20 protein-coding genes and 1 tRNA gene are annotated in these 21,300 nt (G+C 61.8%); 7 read left to right on the top strand and 14 right to left on the bottom strand.

Translation table 11 applies throughout. The features are described from left to right. Window position 1 precedes the first annotated feature (1 nt). The 11 genes from IB265_RS02795 to IB265_RS02745 all read right to left on the bottom strand — a co-directional run bounded on the left by IB265_RS02795 (window position 2) and on the right by IB265_RS02745 (window position 12,852). Window positions 2-2,302, bottom strand: coding sequence for a chemotaxis protein CheA (locus IB265_RS02795; protein WP_057248192.1), 2,301 nt, complete (start codon window positions 2,300-2,302; stop codon window positions 2-4). A 19-nt stretch (window positions 2,303-2,321) separates the two neighbouring features. Beyond that, complete coding sequence (locus IB265_RS02790) at window positions 2,322-2,687, bottom strand: response regulator (RefSeq protein WP_025425897.1); 366 nt, start codon at window positions 2,685-2,687, stop codon at window positions 2,322-2,324. Window positions 2,688-2,690: 3 nt separating this feature from the next. Further along, window positions 2,691-2,984 (bottom strand): STAS domain-containing protein, encoded by a 294-nt coding sequence (locus tag IB265_RS02785; protein WP_057248191.1) that lies wholly within the window; start codon window positions 2,982-2,984, stop codon window positions 2,691-2,693. A gap of 41 nt (window positions 2,985-3,025) precedes the next feature. After that, a complete protein-coding gene (locus IB265_RS02780; RefSeq protein ID WP_057248190.1) occupies window positions 3,026-4,639 on the bottom strand; it encodes a globin-coupled sensor protein in 1,614 nt (537 codons plus the stop codon). 799 nt (window positions 4,640-5,438) lie between these two features. Then, window positions 5,439-6,827, bottom strand: coding sequence for an FGGY-family carbohydrate kinase (locus tag IB265_RS02775; protein ID WP_057248189.1), 1,389 nt, complete (start codon window positions 6,825-6,827; stop codon window positions 5,439-5,441). A 4-nt stretch (window positions 6,828-6,831) separates the two neighbouring features. After that, on the bottom strand, window positions 6,832-7,146 hold the full coding sequence (gene rhaM, locus IB265_RS02770) for an L-rhamnose mutarotase (RefSeq protein WP_057248188.1): 315 nt from the start codon (window positions 7,144-7,146) through the stop codon (window positions 6,832-6,834). A gap of 7 nt (window positions 7,147-7,153) precedes the next feature. Next, complete coding sequence (locus IB265_RS02765) at window positions 7,154-8,158, bottom strand: ABC transporter permease (protein WP_057248187.1); 1,005 nt, start codon at window positions 8,156-8,158, stop codon at window positions 7,154-7,156. Beyond that, window positions 8,158-9,138, bottom strand: a complete 981-nt coding sequence (locus IB265_RS02760) for an ABC transporter permease (RefSeq protein ID WP_057248186.1) — start codon at window positions 9,136-9,138, stop codon at window positions 8,158-8,160. The genes IB265_RS02765 and IB265_RS02760 overlap by 1 nt, the downstream gene beginning before the upstream one ends. Next, window positions 9,135-10,631, bottom strand: coding sequence for a sugar ABC transporter ATP-binding protein (locus tag IB265_RS02755; protein ID WP_192494617.1), 1,497 nt, complete (start codon window positions 10,629-10,631; stop codon window positions 9,135-9,137). The genes IB265_RS02760 and IB265_RS02755 overlap by 4 nt, the downstream gene beginning before the upstream one ends. Window positions 10,632-10,933: 302 nt before the next feature. Further along, a complete protein-coding gene (rhaS, locus tag IB265_RS02750; RefSeq protein WP_057248265.1) occupies window positions 10,934-11,923 on the bottom strand; it encodes a rhamnose ABC transporter substrate-binding protein in 990 nt (329 codons plus the stop codon). Window positions 11,924-12,039: 116 nt separating this feature from the next. After that, window positions 12,040-12,852, bottom strand: a complete 813-nt coding sequence (locus IB265_RS02745) for a DeoR/GlpR family DNA-binding transcription regulator (RefSeq protein ID WP_057248184.1) — start codon at window positions 12,850-12,852, stop codon at window positions 12,040-12,042. 202 nt (window positions 12,853-13,054) lie between these two features. Here IB265_RS02745 and IB265_RS02740 point away from each other — a divergent pair, with 202 nt between their 5' ends. The 7 genes from IB265_RS02740 (at window position 13,055) to IB265_RS02710 (ending at window position 20,005) form a co-directional block, all read left to right on the top strand. Next, window positions 13,055-15,154, top strand: coding sequence for a bifunctional rhamnulose-1-phosphate aldolase/short-chain dehydrogenase (locus IB265_RS02740; protein WP_057248183.1), 2,100 nt, complete (start codon window positions 13,055-13,057; stop codon window positions 15,152-15,154). 14 nt (window positions 15,155-15,168) lie between these two features. Then, on the top strand, window positions 15,169-16,464 hold the full coding sequence (gene rhaI / locus IB265_RS02735; protein ID WP_057248182.1) for an L-rhamnose catabolism isomerase: 1,296 nt from the start codon (window positions 15,169-15,171) through the stop codon (window positions 16,462-16,464). A gap of 158 nt (window positions 16,465-16,622) precedes the next feature. Further along, window positions 16,623-16,877 (top strand): GlsB/YeaQ/YmgE family stress response membrane protein, encoded by a 255-nt coding sequence (locus IB265_RS02730; RefSeq protein WP_057248181.1) that lies wholly within the window; start codon window positions 16,623-16,625, stop codon window positions 16,875-16,877. A 143-nt stretch (window positions 16,878-17,020) separates the two neighbouring features. Next, entirely contained in the window at window positions 17,021-17,209 is a 189-nt protein-coding gene (locus IB265_RS02725) for a hypothetical protein (protein WP_057248180.1), read from the top strand. Window positions 17,210-17,297: 88 nt separating this feature from the next. Then, the gene (locus IB265_RS02720; protein WP_057248179.1) at window positions 17,298-17,759 is read left to right on the top strand and encodes a YbaK/EbsC family protein; all 462 of its coding nucleotides are present in this window, start codon (window positions 17,298-17,300) and stop codon (window positions 17,757-17,759) included. 99 nt (window positions 17,760-17,858) lie between these two features. Next, the gene (locus IB265_RS02715) at window positions 17,859-18,245 is read left to right on the top strand and encodes a DUF930 domain-containing protein (protein WP_057248178.1); all 387 of its coding nucleotides are present in this window, start codon (window positions 17,859-17,861) and stop codon (window positions 18,243-18,245) included. A 512-nt stretch (window positions 18,246-18,757) separates the two neighbouring features. Further along, the gene (locus IB265_RS02710) at window positions 18,758-20,005 is read left to right on the top strand and encodes a glycosyltransferase family 2 protein (protein WP_057248177.1); all 1,248 of its coding nucleotides are present in this window, start codon (window positions 18,758-18,760) and stop codon (window positions 20,003-20,005) included. 90 nt (window positions 20,006-20,095) lie between these two features. On the opposite strand, the gene IB265_RS02705 is transcribed toward IB265_RS02710, so the two are convergent. The 3 genes from IB265_RS02705 to IB265_RS02695 form a co-directional block, all read right to left on the bottom strand. After that, the gene (locus tag IB265_RS02705; RefSeq protein ID WP_057248176.1) at window positions 20,096-20,317 is read right to left on the bottom strand and encodes a hypothetical protein; all 222 of its coding nucleotides are present in this window, start codon (window positions 20,315-20,317) and stop codon (window positions 20,096-20,098) included. 254 nt (window positions 20,318-20,571) lie between these two features. After that, window positions 20,572-20,952 carry a flagellin gene (locus IB265_RS37285; RefSeq protein WP_057248175.1) on the bottom strand — a complete coding sequence of 127 codons (381 nt, stop codon included), beginning with the start codon at window positions 20,950-20,952 and terminating at the stop codon, window positions 20,572-20,574. 75 nt (window positions 20,953-21,027) lie between these two features. Then, a tRNA-Phe gene (locus IB265_RS02695) sits at window positions 21,028-21,103 on the bottom strand. Window positions 21,104-21,300 lie beyond the last annotated feature (197 nt).

Raw genomic sequence — 21,300 nt, 5'->3', positions numbered from 1 at the left:
TTCATCCAGCAGCGGCGAGAGACATTTCAGGCTTCAGCGACTGGCCACGCGAAGCGGCCACGATCGTGTCGACGTCGAGAATGAGCGCCACGCGGCCGTCGCCGAGAATGGTCGCCGCAGCGATGCCCGGCACGTGGGTGTAGTTGGCCTCGAGGCTCTTGATCACCACCTGGCGCTGCCCCTGGATCGCATCGACCATCAGCGCACGCTGACCGCCACCTTCCGATTCCACCAGAAGTGCTACGCCCTCGACCGGGTTCGCCTGGATGGCGCGGAAATTCAGGATGCGGCCGACGTCGACGAGCGGGCAGAAGGAGTTGCGGATCGAGATCAGCCGCTGGTTGGAGCCGAAGGAATGGATTGCCGAAGCTTCCGGCTGCAGGGTCTCGACGATCGCGGTCAGCGGCACGACGAGCGTCTGGTTGGCGACGGTGACCACCATGCCGTCGAGCACGGCGAGCGTCAGCGGCAGGCTCATGGTGAAGACCGAACCGTGACCCGGCTTCGAGGAGATGTTGATGCGGCCACCGAGCGCCTGGATCGAGCGCTTGACCACGTCCATGCCGACGCCGCGGCCGGAAATGTCGGAGATCTTGTCCGCCGTCGAGAAGCCGGCGTGGAAGATCAGGTTGTCGATCTCTTCGTCCGAGAGATTTGCGTCGGCCGCGATCAGGTCGTTGTCGATCGCCTTCTGGCGCACCTTCTCGCGGTTGATGCCAGCGCCGTCGTCGGCAAGTTCGATGACGATACGGCCTGAGCGATGCTTGGCCGTCAGGCGCACCGTGCCTTCAGCGCTCTTGCCGGCGGCAAGTCGCTTCTCCGGCGTTTCGAGGCCGTGGTCGACCGCGTTGCGGATCATGTGGGTCAGCGGCTCGGCAAGCTTGTCGATGACCGTCTTGTCGACTTCGGTGTTCTCGCCCTCGGTGATCAGGCGGACCGATTTGCCGGTCATGTCGGCGATTTCGCGGACGATGCGCGACATGCGCTGGAACACCGGCTTCACCGGCTGCGCGCGGATCGCCATCACCGAATCCTGGATCTCGCGGGTGAGCTGCTGCAGCTCTTCGAGACCCATGTTGATCGAGGACGTGCCGTTGGCGTCGTTCTCGACGACGCTCTGCGAGAGCATCGCCTGGTTGATGACCAGTTCGCCGACGAGGTTGATCAGGCGATCGACACGGTCGAGATCGACGCGGATCGTCGGCGTGCCGGCCGATGCGGCTGCCTGCTGGGCGGCAGCGCTCTGGGCCGCGCTGGCGGCGGGCGCTGCCTTTTCGGCAGGGGCGCGGGCTGCGGATTGCGCCATCTGCAGCACGTTGCTGGCGGTGCCTGCGGCCGAAACGGCGGCGTTGCGGATGTCCTGCTGTCGGGACGCGAGCTGTTCTTCCTCCTCGACGACACCGACCGAAACCGCCGGCTCATCATCAAGGATCGAAAGATCGAAAGGCACCGGCTGCATCGGCAGCTCTTCGCCCGACTGCGTAGCCTCGTCTTCGACCAGGGAAATCTCCAGGTCGCAATCCCACTCGGCGAATTCGAAGACGGTGCGGATCGCGTCCTCGCCCTTGTCGGTCGCAAGCTGGATCTTCCAGGAGAAATAGGCGCTCTCCGGGCTCAGCCGCTCGAGCGTCGGCAGTGCGCCCATGTCGCAATGGATGCTCATTTCGCCAAGGCGGGAGAGGTCGCGCAGAAGCAGCGTTGCCTCATTGCCCTTGGCATAGAGATCGGACTTCGGCTTGAAGACGATCTCGTAGGTGGGCATTTCCATCAGCGGCGGTTCTTCGGCAGCGTCGAAGTCGTCAAAGGAGAAAGCGACAGGCTGGAAGCCTTCGTTGCTGACCGGCGGCGGAGCCACGGCGGCAACGGGCTTGGCAACCACTTCGACGGGCGCTGGGGCGGCTGCTGACGCTTGCGGCACTTCGCCGTTCGCCAAAGCCTCAAGCTCCTTGATCAGCTGGCGGCTGCGCGCCTCGTCGACACTGCCGCCGTCACGAGCGGCATTGGTGAGGTCGGCGAGCACGTCGGCCGACTTCAGCATGACCTTCAGAACCTCCGGACCGGGATCGAGCCGGTTGGAACGAACGCAATCAAGGGTCGTCTCGAACACATGCGCGAAGGAGACGAGGTCGTCGAGCCCAAAGGCGCCAGCGCCGCCCTTGATCGAGTGCACCGCGCGGAACACCGCATTGACCGTTTCCGGGTCGCGGTCGCCGTCATTGAGCTTCAGCAGACCCGATTCCAGTTCGGCGAGTTGCTCCTCGCACTCCTGGAAGAAGATCTCTTTGATTTCGTTCATATCCATTGGAGGCTATCCCCGGACTTCAGGCCGTTACGCGCTCAATTGCATCGATGAGTTTGGTCGGGTCGAACGGCTTGACGATCCAGCCCGTTGCCCCCGCCTGGCGCGCGCGGTTCTTCTTTTCCGCATCACTTTCGGTGGTCAGCACCAGGATCGGGATGGCGCGGTAGCGATCGTTCTTGCGCACGCCTTCGATGAAACCGAAACCGTCGAGACGCGGCATGTTGATATCGGTGACGATCACATCGGGGTTGGCTTCTTCCAGAACCTCAAGTCCCTCGACGCCGTCCTCGGCCTGGATCGTTTCGAACCCGGCATTGTTCAGCGTGACCAGCAGCATGTTTCGGATCGTCCGGGAGTCGTCGACCGTCAGAACTCGCTTCTTCATTTCTCAAATCTCCTTTGCCACCAGATGATCGATCTCGACCCCGATGAGCTGTGTCGTTTTCTCGAAAGCGTCCGACACCTTGCTGAAGGTGAAAGACAAATGATCCTCTTCCCAGGTCTTGGCGCCGGCCATCAGCACCTGGACACAAAGCGTGCCCACCCGCTCGACCGCCGAAGCGTCGATCACGATGTCGCTGCCTTTCAGAGCGATCAGCTTCTCGTGCAACGCCGTCGCCTCATTCAGGTCCAGCACCGGAGCGAGGCTAAGCGTCTTCTGAGCGGTCTTCTTGCTGGCCATTCCTGTCTTCCTCGACTGCTAACTCTGTACTGCTCTTGAAATCAGCGCTGCCATCCGGCGAGCTGCCGTTGCGGCCCGTCGTCGAACAGCGGCAGTCCCGGCTCTTCAGCAACTACGCCCAGGGCCGGCCGGCTCGGTTCGCGACCGACAGCTGACGAAACGGGATGACGCCGCTCCAGACGAAACCGACGGATGGTTTCGCCAAGCTCGACGATGACGGTGTGGAGATCGTCCGACGAACGCGCGGTTTCTCCCGCCAGGGCAGCACTTGCCTGCACGCCCTGGGAGATCGTGCCGATCTCGGCGGCAACGCCCCGGAGGTCGCCGACCTGTTGCTCCGCTTCGCGGGCTATGCCGGAAACGGCCGAATTGATCGACGTGACCTGCTCGACGATGCTGCTGATCGCGTCCTGCGTGCGGCCGACGATCTCGACACCGGTTTCGACCTGCGCCTTGGTGCCGGAGACGAGCTGCTTGATTTCGCGGGCCGCCTCACCGGAGCGCTGCGCGAGCGCGCGCACTTCCTGGGCGACAACGGCAAAGCCGCGACCGCTGTCGCCGGCCCGCGCCGCTTCGATGCCGGCATTGAGCGCCAGCAGATTGGTCTGGAAGGCGATCTCGTCGATCACGCCGATGATCTGGCCGATCTTTTCGGCCGATGCCTCGATGTCGGCCATGGCGCTGATCGCCTGGCCGGCGATTTCGCCGCTGCGCTCGACGGCGATGCGGGTTTCGTTGGCCTTCGTCTCCGTGGCGCTGATGCGGCCGGAGCCGCTCGCCATGCGTCCAGCCATGTCGGCAAGTGCTGCAAGTTGCCCGGACAGCGCATCGGCTTCGACACTCGCCTTGTCCGAAAAGGTTGCCGCGTTTCCGCGCATGCGATCGACCAGAGCTTCGGCGGAACGGTTGTGGTGGTCAGATGCCTGCAGGCTCTGTTGAATTTGTTCCAGCGCCGCATTCAGACTGGCGACGATCGGCTGGTAGGCTTCCGCTGCCGCTTCCGGCAAGCGCGCACCAAGATCGCCCTGGCTCAGACTCTCGGCAAAGTCGCCGAAGAGCGCCTTGACTTCCTGTTCGTCGGCGCTGCGCTGCTCGGTCAGCTGCCGCTGGTGCTGCTGGCGCAGGGCATTGAAACGGAGCGAAACACCGATCTCGGTGTCGACGAAGACGGTGCGCACCAGCGCGGCGACGAGGTCGCAGAGCTCGCGGCGACGCGCCTTGCCCATCGGCAGGAAAGATCTCGGCCAGGCCTCTTCGATGAGACCGACGAGCAGATGTTCGAGCACGACCGCGTGGCTTGCCATCTGCCAGCGCGGATCGAGACCCATGCGGCTTGCCGTGTCGGCGAGCACCTTGACGCGCTCGGCATAGAGCCCATCGAAACGCGCGTCGGTCAGCACGTTCCAGTGCGACGACTGAAGATCCTGGAGGCGATCGATCTGGCGATCGCTGTCGAAATGGCGGGCGGCATCGGGATAGGTCTGGAGGCGCTGGAAAAGGTCGCGAAGCGCCTGGTCGATGCGGGGAGAAAGCTTCTGTCTATGATCCCGGACGCGGTTGCAGCTCTCATCGTCGAGCCCGGCAAAACGCAAGCGCTCCAGCAGGCTGCCTGCCTGGCCCTTCCTTGCCTGTTCTGACGATGCTTCCTGCCTCAACGCTGATCCCCGGGTAATGCGCGTTTTCGAATTTGCCCGGGGCGGTTCAAGGGGAGCCACAGTCCACCGGACGTGCACGCCACATCGATGAGATCAGCCCCCGCCAGCAGCGTCTGCTATCGTTCATCCCGCAAGTAAATTCGGTGAAGAATGGATACCGGACCGGAACCGGTACGGCGGGGCGGCATCATGCCTTGAGGAGACTTGTGAATTATCCCATTCCGACGTGTGGGACCATGTTTATGGTTAATTCCTTGCTTGAAGGTTAACGGTCCCTCGCCTCTAATCGGATTCACTAAAATTCGCAGGGTGTTTTCGCGGGCCATTTCTGCACTGCAACAAAACTGTAATAAAGCCCCTGGATTACAACAGGTTCTCACTCACAAGAGTTTAGAATTGTACTTCGACTTGCGCTCGCGTATCGAAGCGAAAGTGAAGTGGGCGCTCAATGCGCGAAGAAACCTTCGCAAGAGCGGGATGAGGAAAAGTGTGTGCGGTTTTCCTCCCGCATCCCGCTCTAACTAGTAAGAAATCGATCACGTTTATGATTGGGGTCGCTGCGACCCAAATCATCGTGATCTAGGCAAAGCGACATCATGATGATGCGCTTACAGGAAACGAACAATGATTGTTCTTGGTATTGGCGCCGCACTCACAGCAATCCTGACAATGATGGCAGTATCGATCGTGCTCAACATCGAGCATAACCGCTCGGCAAATCGCAGCTCTGTGTTTTGAGCGGGCTCGGGCCCGTATCTTACTGACACAGCCAAGCGTCTTGCGGCCGTGACCGGATGTTCTACGGCCGCTTTTCTTTGCCTGTATGCTTGAGTGCCGCCTCGCGCCATGCCTGCGCATAGATGACGAAGCTCTCGGGAATCTCGCCCGCAACCGGCTCGATCCCGGTCCTGACCCTCGATCCCTGGACGAGGCAGGCTGCACCGAGGCTCGTGCCCGTAACATTCTGGGGATCGGCGAAGACCGGCCTTCCGGTCGCCGCTGCGAGCATGCGCAGATAGGCCTTGTTTGCGGCAAACGGTCCCTCGACGACGACCTCCCCGCGCGCGCCGATCAGATCGAGGCAGGTGGCCGTCATCAGCGCCAGGTGAAACGAGACGACGGCAAAACGCTCGGCGGCGCCAAGCGCCTGTTCGTCGGTCGTCCAGATCGCCTTCGAAGCCGGAAAGGGACCAGACCCCTCGGGAATGGACGGCAGCAGCATGTGGCCGGCCTTGGCGACCGTCTCTTCCACATCCGGCGATGCGGGAACCGACCCCTCCCCCAGCAGAAGCTGGAAGGCGCGGCCGCCCATGAAGCGGGCCGAGGGCACGGGCTCGCCGAGCGCGTTGACGTTGATGAGCGTGTCGCGATGTTCGTCGAGCGCCTTCGGCTCTGCGCCGACCGCCAGCATGACGACCCAGGTACCAGTGGAGACCACCGAGAATGGCGAAGCGCGCGTCAGCAGATGCGGGAGCAGCGATGCGTTGGAATCATGAATGCCGCAATAGACGGGCGTCTCGGCGGCAATGCCGGTTGCGGCACAGAGTTCCGGTCGCAAGGCACCGGCGATATCGTTCGCCTTCAAAACCGGCGCAAAGAGTGGCCTCCAGCCCTGGCGTTCGACCAGAGACGAGAACGTGCCGGCTCGCGGGTTCCAAAGATCGGTGTGACAACCGAGCGAGGTCAGTTCGTTGCAGAGCACGCCGGTCAGCCGATAGGTCCAGTATTGAGCGTAGGTGAGGATCGAGGCGACCCGGGCAAAATCATCGGGAAAGGTCTTCTGCTGCCAAAAGAGTTGCGCCCCGACATTGAGGCCCATCGGCAGGCGTGCCGAGCCGGTCTCGGAAAATGGCGGCCGCGCCGCATCATATTCGGCGGCAAGGCTGTCGGGACCGGCGTATTCATAGTCCAGCACCGGAAGCGCAAGGTGGCCTGCCGGATCGAGCACCACCGCTGTCGCGCCATGGGTGGTAATGGAGACTGCCTCGAAGGCGTGTTCGGCGTTGAGCGCCGCGAGGCTCTCAAGCAGGAAGGCCCAGAGATGGTCGATATCGAAATGCGGATAGGGACCGTCCCTTTGTACCACATTCGCCGTTTTGCGAACGGCGATCTCCTCAAACCGCTCGAGATCGACGGCCGCGACCTTCGCATTGGTCTTGCCGATATCGATGACGCCAACGACCCGCATCGCATCAGTCCATATGAAAGACGGTCTTGAGCGGCACCGCCACCGGCTCGTTATCGCCACGGGTTTCCATGATATCGGCCATGTAGGCCCACCACTTCCGCATGACCGGATGGGAGGGCAGGTCGGCCATGCGGTGATCGTCAGTGCGCCAGAGCACGCCGAAGAGCAGGCTGGTCTCCTCGTCCAGATGGATGGAATAGTCGGAGACGCCCGCCTCCTTCAGGAGCGCCGCCAGCTCCGGCCAGATGGCATCGTGCCGCGCCTTGTATTCGGCGGCCATGCCCGGGTTCAGCCGCATGCGGAAGGCGTATTTTTCCATCGGAACCTCAATGCGCGAGACGGCGGCGGGCACGCCGCCAGAGAATGGGGAGTGCGATGACCGAGATCAGCAGCAGTCCGATGAAGATCGACATGACGATACCAGGCACGTTGAGAAGGCCGAAGCCGAAGGTCACCATGCCCATGATCAGCGCCGCGAGCACGACGCCGGGGATGGTTCCGGAGCCACCGAGAATGTTGACGCCTCCGAGCACCACCATCGTCACCACTTCGAGCTCCCAGCCGAGCGCGATCGACGGACGGGTCGAGCCGAGGCGCGAGGTCAGGCAGATCGATGCAAGCCCCGCCATCAGACCGGTAAGCAGGAAGAGGATAAACTTGATGCGCGCGACCCGGATGCCGGAAAAAAGCGCTGCAGTCTGATTGTTGCCAATGGCATAGACCGCACGGCCGAAATTGGTCTTGTGCAGGACGATGCCGTAGACGATGGCGAGGATGACGAAGAGCGTGAACTCGAAGGAAAACACCCACCAGACATAGCCCTGGCCGAACCAGGAGAAACTGCCGGGATAGCCGGTGAAGGCCTGGTCGCCGAGAATGATGAAGGAGAGCCCGCGGAAGAGGCTCATGGTGCCGATGGTCACCACGATCGACGGCAGCCCGAGACCAGTGATCAACAGGCCGTTGACCGCGCCGCAAATGAGGCCCACTGAGAGGCCGATCGCCACCAGCGCCGGCGTATCGAAGCCGAGCTGGACGGCATAGCCCATCGCCGTCGAGGCAAGCGCGATGATCGAGGCCACCGACAGATCGATCTCGCCGGAGATGATCACGAGCGCCATGGCAAAGGCGATCATCGCCTTCTCGGTGAAGTTGAAGGTCGCGTCCGAGAGGTTCCACGGATCGAGGAAATACGGCGACGCCAGTGAGTTGCCGAGGAAGATCAGGCAGGCGACGACGAACAGCAGGCTTTCCCAGCTCCTCAAAAGCCGGGCGCCGCGCCCTTCCAGCCGATCGGGGATGTGGCGGGGAGCCAGGTGGGTTTCGGCCATCAGACAGCCTCCGCTTTTCTCAGGATGACACGGCCCTTTCGCCGCTCGGCGCGGGCGTTGACGGCAACAGCGATAATGATGACCGTGCCGGAAATCGCCATCTGCGCGAAGGGCGAAATGTTGATGACCGGCAGGGCGTTCTTGATCACGCCGAGAAACAGCGCGCCGAGCACTGCACCCGCGACGGTACCGATACCGCCGGCGATCGAGATGCCGCCGATGACACAGGCCGCGATGATGTCGAGCTCGAAGCCGGCGGCGATGTCGACATAGGCGACGGCATAACGCGACACCCAGAGATAGCCGGATAGCCCGGCGAGCGCGCCCGAAAGGCAATAGGCCGAGAAGCGGGTGCGGCCGACATCGATGCCGGTATAGACGGCCGCATGCGGATTGCCGCCGACGGCATAGAAGGCGCGGCCGAGGGCCGTGCGGTTCATCAGCAGGAAGACGAGCCCGATCATGACCAGCGACAGCCAGGAAAGAACCGGGAAGCCGAAGAGCGCGTCGCGCGGCAGCGCCTTGAATGCATCACTCATCTGGTGCGCGTTGATCCACTTGCCGTCGGTCAAGAGGAAGATCAGGCCGCGATAGATAGTGAGCGTGCCGAGTGTCACGACGATCGGCGGAATATCGAGTTTCCAGACGAGCGCGCCGTTGATCATACCGAGCAACGCGCCGAGCGCGATCGCGGCGAGCATGATCAGTGGGATCGGCAGGCCCGGAAAAGCAGCGTTCAGCATCGCCGCGACCATGCCGGAGAGCGCCAGGTTGGCAGCCATCGAAAGGTCGATGCAGCGCGTCAGGATCACAGCCATCTGGCCGAGCGCCAGGATAATGAGGATCGAGGTGTCGTTGTAGACACGCGCGAGATTGGCGGGTGCGACGAAAGGCGGGAAACGCCAGGTAATGAGCGCGAGCAGCACGGCGATCGCGCCGACGAGCAGCAGCTCACGATTCTTTAGAAACTTCGCCATCACGCGGCCTCCTGAATGCCGGCAGCGGCACGCACCAGCTTTTCGGCCGTCAGATCGGCGCGCTCGAAGCGCCCGGCGATCCGCCCCTCGCGCATGACGATGACGCGGTCGGACATGCCCATGATCTCGGGGATTTCCGAGGAGACCATGATGACGCTGAGGCCTTGAGCCGCAAGCTCGCTCATGAAGGCGTGCACGGCCGCCTTGGAGCCGATGTCGATGCCCTTGGTCGGCTCGTCGAGAATGATCACCTTCGGCTTGGTCGCCAGCCACTTGGCGATGACGACCTTCTGCTGGTTGCCGCCCGAGAGCGTGCCGACGTCTTGATCGAGCGAAGCAGCACGCAGATCGAGGCGCGCGGTGTACTCGCGGGCGAGCGCGAACTCGTTGGCAAGTTTCAGGAAGCCCGAGCGCGAGGTCCGCGACAGCGACGGCAAGGTGACGTTTTGAAAGATCGGCAATCCGATGATCGCGCCCTGGCGGCCGCGCTCTTCGGGCACATAGACGATGCCGCTGCGGATCGCCTCGGAGGGGCTGCGGATCACGAGCACCTCGCCATCGAGCCGGACCGCACCAGCGGAAGGCCGGGTGACGCCGATCAGCGACTGCATGAATTCCGATCGGCCGGCGCCGACGAGACCGTAGAAACCGAGGATCTCGCCGCGGCGAAGCTCGAAATTGATGTCCTCGAACTCGGTCGGGTGGCGGTAGCCCGAAACGGTGAGCACCGGCGCGCCGATCACCACTTCCTTCTTCGGGTAGACCGAACCGACGGCGCGGCCGACCATGAGGCGCACCAGTTCGTCCTGGCTGACATCGGCAATCAGGCCCTCATCCACCATCGTTCCATCGCGGAAGACGGTGTAGCGATCGGCAATGCGGAAGATCTCGTCGAACTTGTGACTGATGAAGAGGATCGCCTTGCCGTCAGCCTTCAACCGCTCGACGAGCGCATAGAGCTCGTGGATCTCCTTGTGCGACAGCGCGGCGGTCGGCTCGTCCATGATGACCACCTGGGCATCGACGGAAAGCGCGCGGGCGATCGCGACGAGATGTTTCTTGGCAATGCCGAGATCACGCAGGCGGATCGTCGGATCGAGATCGGCACCGGCGCGCGCAAGCAACGCGCGCGCATCAGTATTGAGCTTCTTCCAGTCGATCAGCCCGAAACGGTTACGCGGGGCGTGGTCGAGGAAGATGTTTTCGGCGACCGAAAGCTCGTCGAAAAGCACGGTTTCCTGGTGGATCGCTGTGACGCCGGCACGCGCTGCGGCAAGTGCCGTCGGGAAATGGACCTCCTGCTCCGCAACGCGGATCGTGCCGCCATCCGGCTGATAGATGCCGGTGAGGATCTTCACCAGCGTCGATTTTCCGGCGCCGTTTTCGCCGATCAGCGCGGTCACCGACCCCGGATAGAGCGACAGCGAAACGTCGGAAAGCGCCTTCACGCCGGGGAAGGATTTTGAGATCCCCTCAAGCGCGATGGCGGGCTTCATCCGCGATGTGAGCGTATCCTGGAGCAAGTTCCATTCCGCCTGATCTATGTGCCTGACATCGAGGGCACCGCAGTCTGCAAATGCCCCTCTCCTCGGGTTTAACCCGAGGACTAACCCTCTCCCCGCGCGCGGGGAGAGGGAACGAGGACGCCGCTCTCCTCCCTCCTTGACGTGGAAGAGGAGCGAACGGTTGCCGCTTGTCCCTTCTCCCCGCCTGCGGGGAGAAGGTGCCGGCAGGCGGATGAGGGGCCCTTCCCTCACCGCGCGGATGAGGGGCGACGCCAGTTTGGTCGTTCGCCAGATCAGAAGATCTTGGCGAATTCCTCGACGTTCTTGGCATCGTAGACGAACGGGTCGGCCATCGCGCCTTCATTGTTGTCGTCGAGCTTGACGGCACCCATACGGCCCATCTTCAGTTCCGCGCCGGGCTTGGCTTCGGCACCGCCGATCAGATCATAGGCGATCATCGTTGCGGAATAGCCGAGGTCGATCGGGTTCCAGATGGCGAAGGACTTGGAAGCGCCCGATTTGACGTGGCCGGCCATTTCCGAGGGAAGGCCCAAGCCCGTTACGTTGATCTGGCCGATCTTGCCGGCGTCGGTGACGGCTTGTGCCGCCGCGACGATACCGACCGAGGTCGGCGCGATGATCGCCTTCAGGTTCGGATAGGACTGAATGAGGCCTTGGGTTTCGCGATAGGACTTGTCGGCAAGGTCGTCGCCATAGACGGTTGTTACGACGTTGATGCCCTTGTAGTTGCCCTGGACCTTCTTCATCTCGGCGATCCAGGTGTTCTGGTTGGTCGCGGTCGCGGAAGCCGAAAGCACGGCGACGTCGCCGCCCTCAGGCAGGTTGTCGGCGGCAAGCTTGATGATCATGTTGCCGATCAGCGGGTTCGACGACGGGTTGAGGTGCATCAACCGGCCATCCTTGGCGACACCGCTGTCCCAGGAGATGACCTTGATGCCGCGGTCCATCGCCTTCTTCAGCGCCGGCACGAGAGCATCGGTGTCATTGGCCGAAACGGCAATCGCATCGACCTTCTGGGCGATCAGCGAGTTGATCACCTCGATCTGGCCTTCGGCGGTGGTCGAGGTCGGGCCGGTGTAGATCACTTCGACGTCGCCCAGTTCTTTGGCGGCTTCCTGGGCGCCCTTGTTGGCAGCTTCGAAGAAGCCGATGCCGAGCGCCTTGACGACGAGCGCGATCTTCTTGTTTTCCGCATGCGCGGCATTGGCCATCAGCGCAAGCGAAACCGCGGCCGTGACCATCAGTGACTTCAGGATCTTCATGCTCATTTCCTCCCATTGTCCGGTTCGCGAAAATCGCATCCGGCGCAAATTCCTCCGTTCGGCAACGACCCGGCTCCCTTAACCGTGACCACCGCCTTCCCCTCTCCTCACCCGCGTCAGGCGGACGAGGATATGTTCTCCGCATCCGTACCGGCCCTGCTGCTGGCCACAACCAGCCTCACCCCGGCATTTTCGAGCATCGCGGCATGCCTGTCCTCGATGCCCGAATCCGTAATGACAGTGGCGATCCGCTTCAGCCCGCAAAGAATGAGGCTCGATCGCTTGTGAAATTTCGACGAGTCGACCAGCACGACGAGTTCGTCCGCCTGATCGATCAGTTTCTGTTCCGCTTGGATCAGAAGCGGGTCCGCTTCCATCAGCCCGAGCGGCCCCAGTCCTTGAGCCCCCATGAACATGCGGCGCGCATAGAAATTGCGCGTCACGTCGTTGTCGAAGGGGCTTAAGATGATGTTCTGCTCGCGGTAGATCGTGCCGCCGGACAGCATCACCGTGTTCTTTGAGTGCTTTAAAAGGTGCTCGGCGATCGGGAAGGAATTGGTGAACACCTGCATGCGGCGATTGCTGAGAAAATGCACCATCTGGAAGGTGGTGGTGCCGCCATTGATGATGATCGGCTCGCCATCCTCGCAGAGCGCCACCGCCTCCTTGGCGATCGCCTGCTTCTCGCGGGCGTGCAGGCCTTCGTTGACCTTGAACGGCCGACCGGCAAGGCCGACGAATTGCGGCGGGTTGATTGCCTCGGCGCCGCCGCGCACACGGCGCAGCTTCTTCTGCACGTGGAGTGCCGCGATATCGCGCCGGATCGTCGCCTCGGAACTGTCGGTCAGATCGACCAACTCCTGGACGGTGACGACGGGTTTTTCCTGAACCGCCGACAGAATGATCCGATGTCTTTCTTTCTCGTGCATGCGTTCCTCCGATGGCGTTCATGCTTCCATCACGATCGACCATTGTCAATCACAATCAATCATATTTTTTCATTGTGCAGCGCAATATGCGCGAACTTGATCGTTTTTGATTGACTTTAACGCTCAAGTCCTATGATCTGATGCCAACCATATCTCCGTGCGGACGCCAAGCCGCACGACATCAGACCGGGAGGAATTCGAGATGCTCGACAAGCAGCAGGGCGCACGACTTGCAAACCTTTGGGACGAGGCGAAGGCTGCCGGTATGAGCGAATCCGAGCGGCTGCTCTATCGCTCGAACCTGCTTGGCTCCGACAAGCGCATCACCAATTATGGCGGCGGCAACACCTCGGCTAAGGTGATGGAAAAGGATCCGCTTGGCGGCGGCACTGTCGAGGTTCTCTGGGTCAAGGGCTCCGGCGGCGACGTCGGCACGATCAAGCTCGACGGCTTCGCGACGCTCTACATGGACAAGCTCAATGCGCTGAAGACGATCTATCGCGGCGTTGATTTCGAAGACGAGATGGTCGGCTACCTGCCGCATTGCACCTTCAATCTCAATCCGCGCGCCGCCTCGATCGACACGCCGCTGCATGCCTACGTGCCGAAGAAGCACGTCGACCACATGCATCCCGACGCGATCATCGCGATTGCCGCCGCCAACAACAGCCGCGAGCTGACGGCAAAAATCTTCGGCGACGACATCGGCTGGCTGCCGTGGAAGCGCCCCGGCTACGAGCTCGGCCTGTGGCTGGAAAAATTCTGCCTGGAAAACCCGAGTGCCCGTGGCGTCGTGCTCGAAAGCCACGGCCTCTTCACCTGGGGCGACACGGCGAAAGAGGCCTATGAGACGACGATCGAGATAATCAACAAGGCGATCGCCTGGTTCGAGGTCGAGAACACTAAGCCTGCCTTCGGGGGCGCAGTAACAGCGACGCTCGACGCTACTGCCCGCGCCGATGTCGCCCGCAAGCTGATGCCGGTCATCCGCGGCCTGATCAGCGCCGACGAGAAGAAGGTCGGCCATTTCGACGGCAGCCAGGCCGTGCTCGACTTCGTCACATCGAAGGACCTGAAGCCGCTGGCGGCGCTCGGCACGAGCTGCCCCGACCACTTCCTGCGCACCAAGATCCGACCGCTGGTGATCGAATTCGATCCGGCCAAGCCGGATATCGACGGGACGCTCGCTGCGCTTCCCGAGGCAATCGCCGCCTATCGCGCCGACTATGCGGCCTACTACGAGCGCTGCAAACGCGTAGACAGCCCCGCCATGCGCGATCCAAATGCGGTCGTCTATCTCGTGCCGGGCGTCGGCATGATCACATTCGCCAAGGACAAGGCGACCGCCCGCATCTCCGGCGAGTTCTATGTCAACGCCATCAACGTCATGCGCGGCGCCTGCGGCGTCTCGACCTATGTCGGCCTGCCGGAGCAGGAAGCCTTCGACATCGAATACTGGCTGCTGGAGGAAGCGAAACTGCAGCGCATGCCGAAGCCGAAGAGCCTTGCCGGCCGGATCGCGCTCGTCACCGGCGGCGCCGGCGGCATCGGCAAGGCGACGGCCAACCGGCTGATGCAGGAAGGCGCGTGCGTGGTGCTGGCTGACATCGACGAGACGGCGCTTGCCGCAGCCGAAAGCGAGCTTTCCGCGCGCTACGGCAAGGATGTCGTGCGCTCCGTCACCATGAATGTCACCAGCGAGGCGGCCGTCGAAGGCGGCTTCGCTGATGCGTTGCTCGCCTTCGGCGGTCTCGACATTCTCGTTTCCAATGCGGGTCTTGCCTCCTCCGCCGCGATCGAGGACACGACGCTTTCGCTCTGGAACAAGAACATCGAGATCCTGACGACCGGCTATTTCCTCGTCTCGCGGGAAGCCTTTCGGGTCTTCCGCCAGCAGAAGGCCGGCGGCAATATCGTCTTCGTCGCCTCCAAGAACGGGCTTGCCGCCTCCCCCGGCGCCTCGGCCTATTGCACCGCCAAGGCGGCCGAGATCCACCTTGCCCGCTGCCTGGCGCTGGAGGGTGCTGCGGCACAGATCCGCGTCAACGTCGTCAACCCGGACGCGGTGCTACGCGGCTCGAAGATCTGGACCGGCGAGTGGAAGGAGCAGCGCGCCGCAGCCTATAAGATGGATGTCGACGATCTCGAGGCGCATTATCGCGAGCGCTCGATGCTGAAGCTCAGCGTCTTCCCGGAGGACATCGCCGAGGCGATCTACTTCCTTGCCTCCGACATGTCGGCGAAATCGACCGGCAACATCATCAATGTCGACGCGGGCAACGCCCAGTCCTTCACCCGCTGATCGAGGAGGTTTCCATGACGACGACGATGATCAGCCAGGCAACGGTCGAGGCCGAGAACGAAAGCCGGCTCACCGCGCTTCGCCGGGATTATGACAGCCTCGGCGAGCGACTCGATCGGCGCGGCGTTGCGATCGACGAGATCAGGCGCAAGGTTGCCGCCTATGGCGTCGCCGTCCCCTCCTGGGGTGTCGGCACCGGCGGCACGCGCTTCGCCCGCTTCCCCGGCAAGGGCGAGCCACGCAACATCTTCGACAAACTTGAGGATTGCGCGGTCATACAGCAATTGACGCGGGCGACTCCGACCGTCTCGCTGCATATTCCGTGGGACAAGGTGAGCGACATTTCCGAACTGAAGCAGAAAGGCACGTCGCTCGGCCTCGGCTTCGACGCGATGAACTCCAACACCTTCTCCGACACACCGGGCCAGGCGCACTCCTACAAGTTCGGCTCGCTGTCGCATGTCGATGCCGCAACCCGCCGCCAGGCGGTGGAGCACAATCTCGAATGCATCGAGATCGGCCGGCAACTCGGCTCCAAGGCGCTGACGGTGTGGATCGGCGACGGCTCCAACTTCCCCGGCCAGAGCAATTTCACCCGCGCCTTCGAGCGTTATCTCGATGCGATGAAATCGGTCTATGCGGCGCTGCCAGAGGATTGGCGGGTCTTTACCGAGCACAAGATGTTCGAGCCGGCCTTCTATTCGACCGTCGTTCAGGACTGGGGCACAAACTATCTGATCGCGCAGGAGCTCGGCCCCAAGGCCTTCTGCCTCGTCGATCTCGGTCACCATGCGCCGAACGTCAATATCGAAATGATCGTCGCCCGCCTCATCCAATTCGGCAAGCTCGGCGGTTTCCACTTCAACGATTCGAAGTACGGCGATGACGATCTCGACACGGGCGTGATCGACCCCTATCGGCTGTTCCTCGTGTTCAACGAGCTGGTGGATGCGGAAACGCGCGGCGCCAAGGGATTCAAGCCGGCGCATATGCTCGACCAGAGCCACAACGTCACCGATCCGATCGAGAGCCTGATGACGAGCGCGACCGAGGTTTGCCGGGCCTATGCCCAGGCGCTGATCGTCGATCGCAAGGTGCTTGAAGGCTGCCAGGAAGACAACGACGCGCTGATGGCGAGCGAGACGCTGAAGACCGCCTTCCGCACTGATATCGAGCCGATCCTTGCGATGGCGCGACTTGAGAGCGGCGGAGCGGTGGCGCCGGTCGCGACCTATCGGAAAAGTGGATATCGCGCGAAGGTCGCCGCCGAACGCCCGGCCGTTGCCGGCGGCGGAGGCGGCATCGTCTGATACCGATCGAGCAGCGCCGTGCCCTCGTCTTGGGGCTCCGGCGCGCCCCGGCGATCATTCAAATCTCAAAAAATCGCTGCGCGATGAAATTGCCCTCTATCTGATTTCGATTCCTGATCTATCTTTCCAATCGAGATCCAATGGAAAGGGGACCATTCATGGGTATTGAAAGCATTCTCGTCTTCCTGATCGTCGGCGCGGTCGCCGGCTGGCTCGCCGGCCTCATCGTCAAGGGTGGCGGATTCGGCCTTATCGGCAACATGGTCGTCGGCATCATCGGCGCCTTCATCGCCGGCTTCCTCTTCCCGGCGATCGGCATCAGCCTCGGCAGCGGTATTCTCTCGGCCATCCTGCACGCGACAATCGGTGCGGTGATCCTTCTGGTGCTGATCCGCATCGTCAAGCAGGCCTGAGCCCACACCATTCGGCGGCAGCCGCCTTCGCGCATGGAACGGCCCTCGGCCGTTCCATCTGGACGCGCGAACAGGGCTGTAGCACTGTGATCTGCTGGACGGGTCACCGGACGGAACACCGCACTTGCCAGACGGAGGCACGCATGAACGCGCTTTACACCGACAAGATCGAGACGGCGCTCAGGTCTTTCATCGCCGATCACCCGGGAACGCTGTCACGGGATCAGGCGATCGCCACGATCCTCGAGAACTGGTTCACCAGCCATGGCTATCTGCCGCCTGGGCAAGAAGGCCGGCGCCCCGAAGACCTTGACGCTTCCAACGACGACTGAGAGATTTGCCCGCCGAAGCCGAACGTCGTGACGGTTGTTCGCAACGCGGCCGATCGCCATCGCTTTTCAATAACGCGAATCCTTTGCCATGAGCCTGACTTCCGTCAAAGACTTCTTTTCCCAGCACGCCCCAGACATCGGTGTCATCGAGCTTCAACAAAGCACCGCCACGGTTGCGCTTGCGGCCGAGGGCCACGGCGTCGAGCCGGCGCAGATCGCCAAGACACTGGCGCTTCGGGTTGGCGACGATGTGATCCTCATCGTCACGCGCGGCGACGCCCGCCTCGACAACAAAAAGTACAAGGCCCGCTTCGGCACCAAGGCCCGCATGCTCGGCTTCGACGAGGTGGAGGCGGAGACCGGGCACCCGGTCGGCGGCGTCTGCCCCTTCGGTCTTGCCAAGCCGCACAGCATCTATTGCGACTTGTCGCTCAAGGCCTACGACATCGTTGTGCCGGCCGCCGGTGCCACCAATGCGGCGGTGCACATCAGTCCCGCCCGCATCGTCGAACTGACCGGGGCCGAATGGATCGACGTTTCCGAAACGTGACCTGCCTTGGAATGGCCACAAAGCTTAACTGAAACCGCAGGCGCGTCCCGGAGTGATTTGCCGGGTCCGGTTCTTTTTCATCGCAGGAGTCCGTCGAGCATGAAGACAATCGCGTACCCGCTCATCTTCGCCGCCACATGTTCCCCGGCGCTGGCGATGGATCAGTCCCTGGTGCGCCAGTTCGAAAAGCTCGACCCGCAGACCCGGCTCGAACAGCGGTGCGATACCGAGGCGATGGAGCGCATCAACGCCGACAAGTCGACCTTCAAGCCGGACAAGGTGATCGCCTACACCTTCGCCGAGCCGGTCGTGAAGGAAGACAAGATGAAGGCGCTGGGCGCCGTGTTCCGCAGCAAGGGGGAATGGTACAAGCTGAAGTTCAAGTGCCGCACCGACGCGGAGCACCTGGATGTCCTGTCTTTCGAATACAAGATCGGCGAGCTTGTGCCGCACGAGAGCTGGGACGAGTTCTACCTCTACCCCTGACGGGCGCGCCGCCCGAACCTTTGACCGTCGTTAGAGCACAGCCATTAGAAACAGCAGCGAGCCGAGCGAAAGCGCGGCCATGATGCTCATCAGCATCTTCATCATATGGGCTGCCATTTCGTACATCCTTGTCTCTGCTCCCTTAGGAATGAACGAATGCGTCTGCTTTCGGGCATGTGGCTCGATGAAGACCGGGTTCGAGCGCCATTGTTACAACCATCGAGATTGCGCAAGCATGGTTAACAAATCGCTAACGGGGGTCCTGCTCACCCTCTGCACAGCTGCCGCCTGACCGGCCTTTATTCAAGACAAGGCTCACGCAAGATCGAAGCGGAATAACGGAGCGTAGGATCGGCCTCCTCTGCGCGCTGCCCCTTGCGCCCTGAGGCGTCCGATCCCTGCCGTTGCATCGCCAGCCACCGCTGTTCTCGTGCCGGCGTGCAAGCAAACGAGACGCGACCGGCGGTCTGCGAAACGCCCGCTGTCGCATGTGACTGACAATGGAGAGGCGAGTGAGCCAGGTTAAGCTGAGCATCTGCATTCCCACCTATAACCGCGCGCCCTTCCTCGAAAAGGCGCTCGGCTACTTCGTCGAACTCTACCAGTTCTCCTTCAAGTACGAGATCATCATTTCCGACAACGCCTCGACCGACGGCACCCGGGAGATCGTCGATCGCTTTGTCGCCAAGGGGTTGCCGATCCGCTATTTCCGCCAGTCGGAGAATTTCGGCGCGATTCCCAACGTCATCAGCGCCGTCAGCCGCGCGGTGGGCGAATACACGCTCTACCTCGCCGATGACGACGTGCTCATCAACGATGGCTTGCGCGAGGCAATCCGCTATCTGGATCTCAATCCGGAAGTGACGGTGTGCTTTGCGCCGTGGTACACACACGACGAGATCGACGAACGTGACAGTGCGCCGTTCTTCTCGGTCGATAAGGATACCAAGTTCAAGAAACGGGACTTCGAGCCGGTTTTCGATTTTCTCGTCGACCGACATGTCTTTCCCGAGATCGGCATTTACCGGACCTCGGCCCTGCGCTCCGCCTGGGCGCCCCGGCACTTCGCCTATTGGGCCTTCTCCTATCTCGCACATTTTCTGGAACTGGGCGCCGTCACCTTCCTGAAGAAGCCTTTCTATCGCCAGGTGATACGCTCGAAGATCGTCCGCGATCGGCCGCAGGCCGGCCACGCCGAGACGCTGACGGCATGGGATACGTACCGGGGCGGTCTTGAGTACTTCCTCTACAGCGGCGCCAAGCGCGGTGCCGTCAAGCTGACCGCCGATCGGCGCACCTATTTCGATGCCCAGATCAGGGACTTCACCATGATCCGCATGAGCGTTGCCTTGCGCATGTGGATGATGAAGAAGGACTACGTTCGCGCCTATGAACTCTATACGCGGCTAATGCTGGCCGGCTTCGAGCACCATCCCGACGTGCAGCAGGCAAGAGGGGCGCTGCCCCTCATGGTCGCTCTTCAGACTGTCACGTGGCATACAAACGCGATTGCAGAAATCGACCGGCTTGTTCTTCACGGCGTGGACGACCACCGCGCGATCGAGGAACTGTTGCGCGAGTTGGGCCTGCGCTCCGAAATCGCTGTCGTGCCGGCAACGACACAATTGACAGCGGACGAGGTTGCCCGCACCGCCGTGTTCATTACCGCCGATAGCGACCGCAAGCATTATCTGCGCAACGGCCATCCGCCGAACATGGTGGTCAGCGAAGGCGATATTCTCAGTCATGTTCTGATCTAGAACGAAAGGGCGCCACGGCGCCCTTCCTTGTTTTCAAGACCGTGATCGAGAGCCGCCGGCTTTTCGGCCGATTGCTCCCACGTGCCTTTCCTACTTGCGCATGATGCCCTTGTAGTAGGAGCCGTTTCTCGGCGGCGGGCGGTTTACGGTCTTTCCGGGCGGATTGTACTTCTCGCTCCGGTGGCCTTCATTGACCGCCGTTGGTGAAACGCCCTTGTAGTAGCTGCCTCCTGCGAACGCAGGAGCGGACACACCCGCAGCGATCGTGGCCGCGACGAGCGTTGCTAGAGAGAGCCTGGAAAATTTACGCATTTCTGATCCTCGGTTGACCCTGCCACGACCCTGTTTTTGTTGTGGTTTCGTGGCATCGATTACGCGACGAAGACGTTCGCCGCTCAGGTCCTCCCGGGCGTGAGAATATGCGGAAGCTGCGACGAACATGTAACGCAGGTGACAGCCGTCGATTCCCACCTTCGCTAAAAGGGAGGATCGATGCCTGATCAGCGACGTGCTGGAACCCTCTCGGCTGCGATGCTTTCGTCATCGCTTCGCGACGACGCGATCGCTCAGCGGAAAAGCTGCAGGATGTTCTGCGCATTGGAGTTGGCTATCTGCAAAGCCTGGATGCCAAGCTGTTCCCGCGTCTGCAATGCCTTCAGCCGCGTCGACGTCTCGTTCATATCGGCATCCAGCAAACGTCCGCCCCCCTTTTCGATGGTGGCCATCAGCGTCTGACCAAAGGTCGTCTGCATGTCGATGCGCGTCAGCAGCGAGCCCAACGCGGCCGCTCCGTCAATCGTCTTCTGCAACACGACTTCAATGTACTGAATGTAGGAATCGAGCGACTGCGGGTTCGCGGCGACATCGATATCCAGGAAGTTGCGCCGCCGGCAGCGATCCGCTTTCGCGAGATGCTGGTGCAGGAGTGGACGACATATTGAGGGCAAACGAGTGACGCAACGCTCAGTAAACGCCGAACGTGGCTTTCAAGCTTTTCGAGACCAAACATTCAAGGAGATGAATGGTGCCCGGAGGCGGATTTGAACCACCGACACGCGGATTTTCAATCCGCTGCTCTACCAACTGAGCTATCCGGGCATCCTGCCGTTTCGGGCAGCGGTTCCTTGCGGAACCCTCGGGGCGCTTGTGTTTGCCCCGGAAGCGAGCGGGGTTATAGCATCTTGTTCGGCGGTGTCCAGCGCCAAATGAAAGTTTTTTGACCGAAATCCTGTGGACAGTCAAAAAAACCGAAAAAGCAAAGAGTTTCAGAGAGATCGCATTCGCTTCCCCCGTAC

The organism is Ensifer sp. ENS10, assembly GCF_014852025.1.
In the GTDB taxonomy this organism is placed as follows: Bacteria; Pseudomonadota; Alphaproteobacteria; order Rhizobiales; family Rhizobiaceae; genus Ensifer.
Note: the sequence above shows the minus strand (reverse complement) of the source record. Positions and strands in the feature narration are given on the sequence as shown.